This window comes from Amycolatopsis pittospori, from assembly GCF_013870525.1.
GTDB lineage: Bacteria > Actinomycetota > Actinomycetes > Mycobacteriales > Pseudonocardiaceae > Amycolatopsis > Amycolatopsis pittospori.
Genome location: NZ_JACBXD010000146.1, coordinates 1 through 12,229, shown reverse-complemented (window position 1 = coordinate 12,229; position 12,229 = coordinate 1). Strand labels below are relative to the sequence as shown.

At 70.0% G+C, this 12,229-nt stretch carries 8 protein-coding genes; 5 read left to right on the top strand and 3 right to left on the bottom strand.

The features are described from left to right. From H5J31_RS38310 to H5J31_RS38300, 3 genes are all read left to right on the top strand, one after another. Positions 1-1,290 (top strand): fatty acyl-AMP ligase (locus H5J31_RS38310; protein WP_181777551.1); only part of this gene is annotated, 1,290 nt, incomplete at its 5' end. After that, positions 1,287-5,486 (top strand): type I polyketide synthase, encoded by a 4,200-nt coding sequence (locus H5J31_RS38305; protein ID WP_181777550.1) that lies wholly within the window; start codon positions 1,287-1,289, stop codon positions 5,484-5,486. The genes H5J31_RS38310 and H5J31_RS38305, both read left to right, overlap by 4 nt. Next, positions 5,483-6,970, top strand: coding sequence for an MFS transporter (locus H5J31_RS38300; RefSeq protein ID WP_181777549.1), 1,488 nt, complete (start codon positions 5,483-5,485; stop codon positions 6,968-6,970). Before H5J31_RS38305 ends, H5J31_RS38300 begins: the two co-directional genes overlap by 4 nt. Here H5J31_RS38300 and H5J31_RS38295 read toward each other — a convergent pair. Beyond that, positions 6,960-7,364 (bottom strand): VOC family protein, encoded by a 405-nt coding sequence (locus tag H5J31_RS38295; protein WP_181777548.1) that lies wholly within the window; start codon positions 7,362-7,364, stop codon positions 6,960-6,962. The genes H5J31_RS38300 and H5J31_RS38295 overlap by 11 nt on opposite strands. A gap of 88 nt (positions 7,365-7,452) precedes the next feature. Between H5J31_RS38295 and H5J31_RS38290 the strand changes: the two genes are divergently transcribed. Continuing rightward, positions 7,453-8,037 (top strand): TetR/AcrR family transcriptional regulator, encoded by a 585-nt coding sequence (locus H5J31_RS38290; protein WP_181777547.1) that lies wholly within the window; start codon positions 7,453-7,455, stop codon positions 8,035-8,037. Here the strand turns inward: H5J31_RS38290 and H5J31_RS38285 are convergent. After that, the gene (locus H5J31_RS38285; RefSeq protein WP_181777546.1) at positions 8,034-8,951 is read right to left on the bottom strand and encodes an AraC family transcriptional regulator; all 918 of its coding nucleotides are present in this window, start codon (positions 8,949-8,951) and stop codon (positions 8,034-8,036) included. The two genes, H5J31_RS38290 and H5J31_RS38285, sit on opposite strands and share 4 nt — an antisense overlap. A 155-nt stretch (positions 8,952-9,106) precedes the next feature. Here H5J31_RS38285 and H5J31_RS38280 point away from each other — a divergent pair, with 155 nt between their 5' ends. Beyond that, complete coding sequence (locus tag H5J31_RS38280) at positions 9,107-10,189, top strand: aldo/keto reductase (RefSeq protein WP_181777545.1); 1,083 nt, start codon at positions 9,107-9,109, stop codon at positions 10,187-10,189. A gap of 142 nt (positions 10,190-10,331) precedes the next feature. Here H5J31_RS38280 and H5J31_RS38275 read toward each other — a convergent pair whose 3' ends face one another. Next, entirely contained in the window at positions 10,332-11,624 is a 1,293-nt protein-coding gene (locus H5J31_RS38275; RefSeq protein WP_181777544.1) for an HNH endonuclease signature motif containing protein, read from the bottom strand. Between the last annotated feature and the right edge of the window lie 605 nt (positions 11,625-12,229).

Sequence of the window (12,229 nt, the reverse complement as noted above, 5' to 3'; positions counted from 1 at the left end):
GACCAGCCCACCGAAGGACCGGCCCGTGCGTGGCCCGCCCCGGACCCGACGCCGGACGACGTGGCGTATCTGCAGTACACCTCCGGCTCGACGCGGACGCCCGCCGGCGTGGTGCTGACCCACGCGAACGTGCTGGCCAACGTCCGCCAGGCGGTGCACGGACTCGGCATCGATCCGACTTCCGCGACCACGGTCTCGTGGCTGCCGCTGTTCCACGACATGGGTCTCGTACTCGGCCTGATCACGCCGCTGGCGATGGGTATGCGGTCGGTGCTGATGGATCCGCTGGCGTTCATCGAGCGGCCGGTGCGCTGGCTGGAACTGCTGAGCGACCACAACGGAAGCTGGAGCGCCGCGCCGAACTTCGCGTTCCACTACAGCGCGACCCGGGTGCGAGAGGAGGACCGTGCTCGGCTGCGGCTCGATCGTGTCGCCGCCATCGTCAACGGCGCCGAGCCGATCAACCCCGCCGTCCTCGACCGGTTCCACGCCGCCTTCGCCGATTCGGGCTACACACCGGACAAGACCCGCCCCGCGTACGGCTTGGCCGAGGCGACCGTCTTCGTCACCACCGGCCCCGGGGTTCCCCCGCGCGTGACCACCTTCGACCGCGCCGCCCTCGGCACGGGTACCGCGCGGCCGTCGGACGACGGCCTCAAGCTGGTCGCCTGCGGTGTCCCCGTCGGTCAGCACGTCGCGCTGGTCGATCCGGAGACCGGTGTCGCATTGGAGGACGGCTCGGTCGGCGAGATCTGGGTCCACGGCCCCAACGTCGGCACCGGATACTGGCAGAAGCCCTTGGAGAGCACCGAAACCTTCGGCGCCCGGCTGACCGGTGACCACCCGGGAATCCCCGAGTGGCCCTGGCTGCGCACCGGCGACCTCGGTGTCCGGTACGACGGCGAGGTCTACATCGCCGGCCGGATCAAGGATCTCCTCATCGTCGACGGCCGCAACCACTACCCGCAGGACGTCGAGGCGACGGCCGCGTCGGCCGATCGCGACATCCGCCCGGGCAGCGTCGCCGCGTTCGCCGTCGAAGGCACCGACACCGAGGCGGCGGTCGTCGTCGCCGAGCATCGGGGTCACAGCGAACTGACCACGGAGGACGAACGGGGGCTCGCCGCGTCGATCCGGCGGCTCGTTTCCGACGCGCACGGCCTCTCGCTGCGCGACGTCGTCCTCGTTCCCGCGGGCCTGGTCCCGCGCACCTCCAGCGGCAAGATCGCGCGCGCCGCCTGCCGCGACCGCTACCTCGCCGGCGACTACGGAAAGGCCTTGGTGCGATGAGAAACCCGTCGTTCGACACGCCGACCTTGCGCCGCTGGCTGCTCGACACCGTCGCCGAGCACACCGGCGTGGACGCCGCCCGGCTCGAACCCGACCGTCCGCTCAGCGACTACGGCCTGTCCTCCCGTCAGGCCGTCGGGATCGCCGCGGACCTCGAAGAACTGCTCGGCACGCAGCTGCCTGCCACCCTCCTGTGGGAAAGCCCGACCATCGACCACCTCGCTCGCAGCCTCACCGGCGGCGCCGAGCCCGAGCCTTCGAGCACCACCGACCGCCGCCGGACCGACCCGGTCGCCGTCGTCGGCCTCGGCTGCCGCCGGCCGGGAGCGGACGGCATCGACGAGTTCTGGGATCTGCTGCGCGGCGGACGGGACGCCGTCCGGACCGCGCCGCCGGGTCGCTGGAACGCCGACGCCGCACCGGTCGTCGGCGGGTTCCTCGACGACGTGGCCGGATTCGACGCCGACCACTTCGGTATCACCCCGCGTGAGGCGTCCACGATGGATCCGCAGCAACGGATGCTCCTGGAGGTCGCGTGGGCGGCGCTGGAGCACGCCGGAATCGCCCCGGTTTCCTTGCGCGGCAGCAGGACGGGCGTGTTCACCGGGATCTCCACGCATGACTACGGGCATCTCACGATGTCCGGCGGCGACGTCGACCTGTGGACGGCCACCGGCGCGGCGGGCAGCATTTCGGCCAACCGGCTGTCGTACATCTACGACCTGCGCGGGCCGAGTATGGCGGTGGACACCGCCTGCTCGTCTTCGCTGGTGGCCGTGCACCACGCCGTCCGCGCGCTGCGTGACGGCGAGGCGGATCTGGCCTTGGCCGCCGGGGTGAACCTCATGTTGCTGCCCGGCCCGACGGCCGCGTTCGCCGCCGCCGGACTGCTCGCCGGCGACGGCCGCTGCAAGACCTTCGCCGCGGGCGCCGACGGCATCGCCCGTGCCGAAGGCTGCGGCGTCGTCGTGCTCAAACGCCTGGCGGACGCCGAATACGACGGCGACCGGGTGCTGGCGGTGATCCGCTCCACCGCGGTCAACTCGGACGGCCGCTCTCAAGGCATGGCCGCCCCCAATCCCCTGGCCCAGCAGGACATGCTGCGCACGGCCTACCACGGCGCGCGGCTCGATCCGTCCACTGTGGACTACGTCGAGGCGCACGGTACCGGCACGTTGCTCGGCGACCCGATCGAGGCCCGCTCGCTCGGCGCCGTCCTCGGCAAGGACCGGGCGACCGACGCTCCCCTGCTGATCGGTTCGGTGAAGACGAACATCGCGCACGCGGAGGCGGCCGCGGGGATCGCCGGGCTGATCAAGGTCGTCCTCGCCATGACGCACGACGAACTGCCGCCCCAGCTGCACTTCACCGCGCCCAACCCGCATATCCCGTTCGACGATCTACGCCTGAAGGTGGTGACCGAACCGACGCCCTGGCCCCGGCACTCCGGCCGTGCCACGGCGGGGGTCTCGGCGTTCGGTTTCGGCGGGACCAACGCCCACGTCGTCGTCGAACAGGCACCGGTGCCGGAGCCCGCGCCGGACCGCGCGGACGTCCGGATCGCGCTCCTTTCCGCCCGCACCCGCGACAGGCTCACGGAACGGGCGACGCAGCTGGCGAATTGGCTGGAGTCCTCGGCGACGCCGAAGAATGCGCTCGCCGATGTCGCTCACACGCTGTTCCGCCGCGACAACGAAGGCACGCACCGGGCGGCGCTCGTCGCCGGGGACACCGCGGAACTGGCGGTGCTGCTGCGTGCCGTCGGCGCCGGGGCCGATCCACTGCCCGCGGGCGCGGTCACCGGAACCGCCAAGACCACCGACGGTCCGGTGTTCGTGTTCTCCGGGCACGGCTCCCAGTGGCCGGGGATGGGCCGCGAACTCCTGGCCGCCGAGCCCGCGTTCGCCGCCCAGGTCGACAAGCTCCGCGACCTGTTCACCGAGCACACCGGGCAGTCGCTGCGCACCCTGCTCACCACTTCGATCCCCTTGTCCCTGCCCGAAACCCAGGTCGCGATCTTCGGGACACAGGTCGCGCTGGCCGCCCAATGGGAAGCACTCGGGGTCCGTCCCGTCGCCGTCATCGGGCATTCGCTGGGTTCGGCGGCGGCCGCGGTGGTGAGCGGTGTGCTCACCGCCGACGAGGCCGTCCATCTCGTCGCCACCCGCGCCCGGCTTCTCGGCACCATCGGTCCGGGCGGCGCGATGGCCGCGGTGGAGCTGGCGCCGGAGGAGCTCGAGCTGTACCCGGACATCGAACTCGCCGTCGAATCGGCGCCGGGCCAGCTGACCGTGGCGGGCGACGCCACCGTGCTGGACCTGCTCGTCGCGGAATTGGAGGCCGCCGGGCTGACCGGGCGACGGCTGCCGGTCGAGGTCGCCGGGCATTCCGTCCGCGTCGAACCCGTCCTGCCCGCGCTGCGGGAGGCGCTCGCCGAACTGGGCGGCCGTCGTCCGGCGGTTCCCTGGTACGACACGGTTCTCACCGATCCGCGGGAGATGCCGGACTTCGACGCCGGGTACTGGGCCGCGCATCTGCGCCGTCCGGTGCGGTTCCGGCAGGCTGTGGCGGCCGCCGCCGCGGACGGCCACCGCGTGTTCGTCGAGATCTCCCCGCATCCGATCCTGCGCGGCTCGGTGGCGCGGACGCTCGCGGCGGAGGGCGTCCACGACGCCGTCGTCACCGGTACCCTGCGCCGGGGTCAGGACGAGGTGCGCTCGCTGGGCGCGGCCGCCGCCGAACTCTATTGCGCGGGAACGCGGATCACCCCCGGAGATCCGGACGACGGCGCGCGCCTGGTCGACGTCCCGCCGATGCCGTGGCGGCACGAACGGCACTGGTACACCGCCACCGACGAGACGCCCTCGTTCGTGGCGCGCACGACCGAACCCGAACCCGTGCGGAGTTCCGGCGGGAACCGGCTGACCGAGATCGTCGCTTCCGTCATGGGGCTGCGCCCCGACCGGATCGACGCCGACGTCCCGCTCGTCGAACTCGGCCTGGACTCCCTGATGGCGAACCGGATCCGGGAAGCCGTCCGCCGGGAGTTCGGGACCGAACCCGACGCCGCCAGTGTGCTCCGGGGCGCCACGCTCGCCGATCTCGGCCGTGATCTCGCGCCGCGCGAGGACGAAGATCCTCGTCCTGCCCGCGGCCGTGCCTGGGACGCGGCCGATCGCCTGGTGCTGCGCCTCTGGCAGGAGCACACCGGTGCCGACGCGGGCGGCACGCACGTCCGGCTGACGGAGACCGCCAGGCCGGACCGGCTGGCGGAACTGCTCGCCGAGGGGCTCGGCACCGAACTCGACACCCCGTTCGACGCCGCGGAACTCCTGCGTCACGACTCCCTCGCGGCCATCGCCGACGTCGCCCGAGCCGTCCTCGACACCCGGGAGGAACAGGGACCGGTCCACGTCCTGACGCCGGGCGAACCCGGTGTCGCGCCGCTGCTGCTGTTCCACCCCGGCGGCAGTACGTGCACCGTCTACCGGCCGCTGCTGGACAGGCTGCCGACGTCCGTGCCCTGTGTCGGGTTCGAACGCGTTCCCGGTGTCAGCATCGAGGAACGCGTCGAGCACCTCCTGCCGCTGGTGCGGACCCAGCACCGAGGCGGACCGTATCGACTGGCCGGCTGGTCGTTCGGCGGGGCACTGGCGTACGGCGTCGCCGCGCGGCTCGCCGAGGAGGGCGACGAGGTCGAGTTCGTCGCCCTGATCGACACCATGCTCCCGCTGCCGGAACCGGACCTCGACCCGCGGGCGTCGTCCGCCCGGCGGTTCCTGCGGTTCACCGGTTACGTCGAAGGGACCTACGGGCGGGAAGTCCGATTGGGACACGAAGAACTCGCCCCGCTTCCCGAGGAGGAGCAGATCGATCTGACCATGCGGCGAGTCGCCGAAGCGGGGTTGTTGAGTCCTGGCGTGCTGCGGCACCAACGTCAGTCCTTTTTGGACACCTTGGCGGCCGAACGCGGGACGGCCCGCCGCTATGACGGGCGCGTCGTCCTCTACCGGGCGACCGAGCAGTACGCCGCCGGACTGGCGATGGAACCGCGCTACTCGCGCACGGATCTGGCCGCCGGCTGGGCGGAGCTGTGCCCGCGGCTGGAGATCGTGCCGGTCGACGCGCATCACCTTTCGGTGGTCGACCCGCCCTACGTCGACGTCGTGGCGCGGCATCTGTCGGGACTTCTGTGACCACGGCCCGGGCCGAGCGGGCGGCCGACCGCGCCTGGCCGCTGCTGGCGGTGCTCGGCGCCGGGCTCTTCCTCGTGGCGGTGGACGCGACCGTGCTGCACGTCGCGCTGCCCGACCTAGTGCGGCAGTTGCGGCCGGGAGCGGCGGCGCAGGTGTGGATCGTGGCGATCTACCCCTTGACCGCCGCCCCGCTGCTCCTGCCGTTCGGCACCCTCGGCGACCGGTACGGACGACGGCGGATCCTGGTCACCGGGTACGTCGTGTTCGGAATCGCGTCCCTGGGCTGTGCGTTCGCGCCGAACGTCCCGGTGTTGCTGGTCTTCCGCGCGCTACTCGGCTGCGGCGGCGCGATGATCATGCCGGTGACGATGTCGCTGCTGCGGGAACTCTTCCCGGAGCAGCGGCGCCGTCGCACGGCGATCGCGGTGTGCAGCGGGATCGCGGGCACCGGTTCGGTGTTCGGCCCGATCCTCGGCGGGGTGCTCGTCGAGGCGTGGGGCTGGCGCTCGACGTTCCTGCTGAATCCGCCGGTCATCCTCGCCGCCGTCGTGCTGGCGTTGCGATGGCTGCCCCGGAATCCGCCGGGACGGCGACCGTGGGACGCGCTCAGCGCGGGTCTCGCCGCCGGGGGTGTCCTCGGGATCGCTTTCGCCGTCGGACATCCGGGCGCCTGGCCATCGGGCCTCGCCGCGGGCCTGGCCGGAGTCGTCCTCATCGGACTGTTCCTGCGCCGCCAGCGCCGGACCGACCCCCCGCTGCTGGACCTCACGCTGTTCCGGCTGCCGGGCGTGCGGGCCGCAGTCGGCGGGGTGCTGCTGGTGATGAGCACGCTGGTCGGTCTCGGCCTGCTGTTCGCCCAGTACCTGCAGGTGGTGCTGGGCCTGTCCCCGACAGCGGCGGCGGGCCGGCTGCTGCTGGTGCTCGGTGCTTCGGCCGTCGGCAGCGTCGTGACACCGGCCTTGCTCGAACGGTTCGGCAACGCCCGGGTCCGGACGGCCGGATTCGCGGTGGCCTCGGTGTCGTTGCTGGTCCCGGCGGCGGGAGCGGTCGCGCTGACGTCCCCGGTGCTGCTGGGCTGCGGACTGACGGGTTTGGGACTGGGCATGGCGCTCGCGCTCACCTCCAGTACCGACACCCTGCTTTCGGCGACCCCGGCGGATCGGGCCGGGGGCGCCGCCGCGGTGGAGAAGACGGGCTACGAACTGGGCGCGGGCTTCGGCACGACGTTGTTCGGCTCCCTGGCGGCGGCGGTTTACGCGGGACATCTGACCGTCCCCGCCGGCGTCCCCGAGGCGACCCGGCAACTCGCGTTGTCGGGCCCCGCCCAAGCCCAAACGGCCGCCTCGGACCTCGTCGCGCGATCAGGTGCCGAGTTGCTCGACGCCGCGCGGACCGCCTGCACCACCGGACTTCAGGTGTCCGCCGGTGTCGCTTGTGGACTGTTCGTGCTGGCCACACTCTGTTCCCTTCGTGTCAGCCGGTGAACTGCTCGGCGTATTCGCCGGTCGGCGGGATCTCCTGGATCACGTCGATCAGGACGCCGTTGGGGTCGGCGACGATGAAGTGCCGCTGCCCGAACTCCTCACTGCGCAGGGAAAGCGCCTCGGGCAGACCCGCTTCGACGACGAGCCGCCGGTGCTCGGCGTCCACGTCCTCGACCTCGAAGTTCAGCAGGAGGCCCTGCACCGGCTTGCCGAATCCGGCGGGAATGGTGTCGTGGCCGGGGACGAGGATCGCGAGCTCCCACTCGCCGCGTTTGAGGCTGACGTACCAGTCGGCTTCGAAGGTGAGCTCGAAGCCGAAGTGGTCGCGATAGAAGTCCCGCGTCTCGGCGAGCCGATCGGTCATGACGACGGGATAGAAGCTGGTCAGACGCATGGTGCCACCTTTTCTCGCAAATAATACCGACCGTCGGTTTGTTTTGTCGAAGTTAGCCAACCGACGGTCGGTATGTCAAGATTCGAGGATGGCCCGCACGAAGCAGCAGCAGCGCGAAGAGACGATGGAGGCGTTGACCGTCACCGCACGCCGCCTGTTCGCCGAACACGGCTACGGCAACGTCGGACTGGAGACCATCGCCCAGACCGCGGGCGTCAGCAAGGGCGCGCTCTACCACCACTTCAGCAGCAAGGCGGATCTGTTCCGGCAGGTGCTCACCGTCGTGCAGCACGACGTCGGCGAGCAGGTCGCGCGGGCGGCGGAGGCCGCGCCGGACTCGTGGGAAGGCCTGCTGGCCGGATGCCGCGCGTTCCTGAGCGCCGCGACCGATCCGGAGATCCAGCAGATCATGCTGCTGGACGGGCCGTCCGTGCTCGGCTGGCAGGACTGGCGTGAACTGGACGACGAGTCGTCCGCCCGGCACCTCGCCGAAGCGCTGACCGCACTGATGGACGACGGCGTCCTGGCGAAACGGCCGGTGGAACCGGTGGCGCGCCTGCTTTCCGGCGCGATGAACGAAGCCGCCGTCTGGCTGGCCCACTCCCCCGACGCGAAGGCCGACCTCGCCGCGACCATGGACACCCTCACCCCGATGATCGAGTCGTTGCGCTAAGGCAGGTGCCGGACGTCGTGCGGCTCGGCGTCGGCGCGGAGGCGTGAGGCGTCCTGACCGGGCGGGGCGCCGAAAAGCCGCCGGTATTCGCGGCTGAACTGCGAAGGACTGTCATAACCGACGAGGTGCCCGACGCCGGCGACGTCGCCCGCGTCGGCGATCAGCAGCGAACGCGCCTCCTGGAGACGGATACGTTTCTGGTACTGCAGCGGGCTCATCGCGGTGACCGCGCGGAAATGGCGGTGGAACGCGGACGGGCTCATCCCGGCCACCCTGGCGAGGTCTTCGATCCGCAGAGGTTCGGCGTAGTTCTCGCGGATCCACCGGATCGCGCGGCCGACGTAGGCGAGGCCGCTGTCGGCGAGGCCGATCTGGCGGATCATGGCGCCGTGCGGACCGGTGAGCAGCCGGTAGAGGATCTCGCGCTCGATCATCGGGGCGAGTACGGCCGCGTCTTCGGGATGGTCGAGCAACCGCGTCATCCTGGCGACCGCGTCGAGCAGGTCGAGATCGGCGGCGCCGGTGCCGATCGCGGGCAGGCCAGTCGTACCGCGCGACCACCTCCCGGCCGGGACCTCCAGCAGTAGCGGGGCGATGGCCGCCGGACGCAGCTCCAGGCCGATTCCGAGCGCCGGCGTCTTCGGGCTCGCGCCGAGGAAATGGCCGGTGACCGGGAGATCGGCGGCGACCACCAGGCACTCCCCCGCTCGGTATTCGTACACCTCGTCGCCGAGCAACAGGCGTTTCCCGCCCTGTGCCAGGACGACGAGCAGCGGCTCGGTCAGCGAGTGGTCCTGCTCCGATGTCTCCACTTTGGACACCAGCAGTCCCGGGATCGGCGTCCGCAGGTCGGATCGGGCATGGGCCGTGACACCGCGTCGGATCTCGGCCAGGAGCCCTGCACTCGTTCTCACCACTTCACGGAAGCATCCGCGGCTCTCTCCCGCAAGCCCGATCCACGCGATCGAAGCAGGATCGTGCAAGAGGTCGGGTGGATCGGTCTACCTCGGGACCGGTGGTTCGCGCTTTCCTTGAATGACCGATCCACCCGACGCTAGGAGTCACGATCATGTCCCTCGACCAGTACGTCACCCTCGGCCGTTCCGGACTGCGGGTGAGCCCGTTCGCCCTCGGCGCGATGACCTTCGGCGACGATCCCGGCAGCGCGGGCTGCGGTGTCGAGGAGTCGGAGAAGATCCTCGCGAGCTACCTCGACCGCGGCGGGAACTTCGTCGATACCGCCAACTTCTACGCCAACGGCCATTCGGAGAAGATCCTCGGTGACTGGTTCGCGGCGAATCCCGGACGTCGTGACCGGGTCGTCCTGGCATCGAAGTTCTTCACCAACATGTATCCCGGTGACCCCAACGGCGGCGGCGCGGGCCGCTCGTCGATCCTCGCCCAGCTCGACGAGAGCCTGCGGCGGTTGCGCACCGACCACCTCGACCTGTACTGGCTGCACAACTGGGACCGGCACACCCCGATCGAGGAAACGCTCCGCACACTCGACGATCTCGTGCGGTCCGGGAAGATCCGGTACATCGGGTTCTCCAACACGCCCGCGTGGGTCACCGCGCAGGCCCAGACCCTGGCGCTTCTGAAGGGTTGGACCCCGCTGATCGCACTGCAGGTCGAGTACTCGCTTCTGGCGCGGACCGTCGAAGGCGAACTCGCGCCGCTCGCCCTCGATCAGGGGATGGCGCTGGTGCCGTGGAGTCCGCTGAAGAACGGCTTCCTGTCCGGCAAGTACCGGCGCGGCGCCGCGGTCACCGATTCCGCTCGCGCGGCTTTCGTCGGCGGCCCCAGCGAAGACGAGTACACCGTCATCGACGCCGTCGCCGCGATCGCGGACGAACTCGGCACGACGTCCGCCGCCGTGGCGCTGGCGTGGCTGCGGGCTCGCGCGGGAACCGTCGTGCCGATCCTCGGCGCGCGGCGGATCGAACACCTCGACGGCAACCTGGCGGCCCTCGACGTCGCACTCGGCTCGGAGCACTTGCGGGCGCTGGACGAGGTTTCGGCGCCGTCGTTGAACTATCCGGCGTCACTGCACGCTGAGATGCGGGCGATGCTGCAGTTCGCCGGGACGACCGTCGACGGGGAGACGTCGGCCGTGTACCCGCCGCTGCTCCAGAGCGACGTCCGCTATTAGGTCGTGTCTGCGGATTCGTTCGGACCGGCAGGTCGGGTCTCGCCCGGTGGCCCGTTCCCGTCCGGACCGTCGCAGGTGATGCCGCTTCCCTCGGCGGGCATGCCGAAGGGCCCGTCGCCGGTTCGGTGGCGGGCTCTTCGGGTCAGGCTGCGGCGCGGTGGAGGATGTTGCGCCTGGGTTGTCGTAGTGGGTCTCGGTACTGGGGTGGGATGAACTCCGGCAACCAGTCGGCGGCCATCCGGACTTCCCACTCACCGTGATGAATCAACCGATGATGAAAACCGCACAGCAGGACCAGGTTCCGAAGATCGGTGCGTCCGCCGTCTGCCCAGTGACGAATATGGTGTGCGTGACAGTTCTTCGGCCGCCGATGACAACCCGGGAACGCACAGCCGCCGTCGCGGATGTTCAACGCACGCCGCTGGCCCGGAGTCACAAACCGCCTGAGCCGCCCCACATCAAGGGGCTCACCAGCGGCGTTGAGCACCACCGGCAACATGAGGCAGTCGCAGGCGGCCATCCGGGCTTCGCGGGCCGTCATCTCCCCGACGAAATCCAAGCAGGCTTTCCCGATCCCGGTCTTGAGCTCGTCGAGACCGACGGTCACGTGGATCAGGGTCCGGTACCCGCTGGTGCCCGGCTGATCCGGGCACGCGATCGCCAAATCCAGCAGCTCCGCCCACGCGTCACCCTGACGCTCGGCCTTGGTGCGCCAATCAGCCTCGCCGAACTCATCGACAGGGCGAGGCTTCGCATAAGCCTCAAGCGCTGCCGCCGTCCGGGCACCCAACTCATCATCGAGCAAGCCCTTGATCTTCCAGAACCCGTCCTTGCGGCGTTCCACGGTCAGTTCACGACGCGGCTCGGCGGGTTCGGGATCCTTCGGCTCCGCGCCGTCGGGATCCAGCAAAGCCAGCAGGGTGCTCCCCAGTTCCGAAACTTCACTGGGACCCGCGTCCCGAGCCAGGTCGACGAGGGTCTTCTCCGTACGCTCCCGAGCCTCGACCGACACCTCGGCCGGGATCTCCTTCAAGATCCCCAGGACCTGCTTGATCCGCTCCTGCCCGATCACACCCTCCGCCGCCGCCACAGCCGTAGCCGGTGCGAACGCCGGAACCTCACGCCCATCCAACGCACGAGTCGGATTCAAATCGATCGCCTGATTCACATACGGACGCGCCTCAGCCTGAGACAAACCGGCGACATCGGCGAACCACGCCAACGTCGTCCCATACCCATACAAATCCTTGCAGCCACGAGACTCGATCTCCGCCAAATACCGGCCCAAACCAGCCGACGCGACCCGCATCACCTGCAGGAACTGCTGCACGCCATGAGCAAGCTCCAGCTTGCCAGCGCGCCACAACTCCTGCGGCAACTCGGGAACGAACGTCGTCTCGGACACACCCCAAGAATACCAAAACCTGCCGAACATGTGTTCGTAATTTTAGGCAACAACGCAAAGATGCATTTACCACTGAAGGGTGATTCCGCCACAAGCGGCCGACCACGGACAGGCATCAGGTCCGGTTAGCGACGGGTAAGGTAAAGGCCTCACCCGTCGAGAGAACTTCAGAACCTCCGCGGCCTACCACCGCTGTCGGCGGCCAGCCGGAATTCCCCATGGACGGCCGATAGCGGTGCCCGCGCGTCAGTCTCCTCTTGCCGCGAACAGCCTCTTCTCGCGCAGCGAACGCCCTCTTCTGTCGACGAGCGGAGGCATGCAGCGGCAATGTGGCTGTAAAGGTGTTCCATGACGTGGGGGGTGTGCCGGTGGCCGGGTCGGCGCGGCGGGTGTTCCCGCCCTGTCACCACCGCCAATGGCCGCCCCCGCGAAGCATTCGTGCGGAGCAGACCGGTGAACAGCGCCTACATCCGCCCGAGTCGTCAGTTCTGCCAGCACCACGTTGCCAAGGCGAGGCTCGCGGCGCCGGCCATCGACAGTAGCTGCGGCACAGCTCTTGACCTGCACGGATGCATTCATCGGCACGCGCAGGGACTCTCCTTACCATTTTTCGTTCGCATGCGGGCGGTAACCCC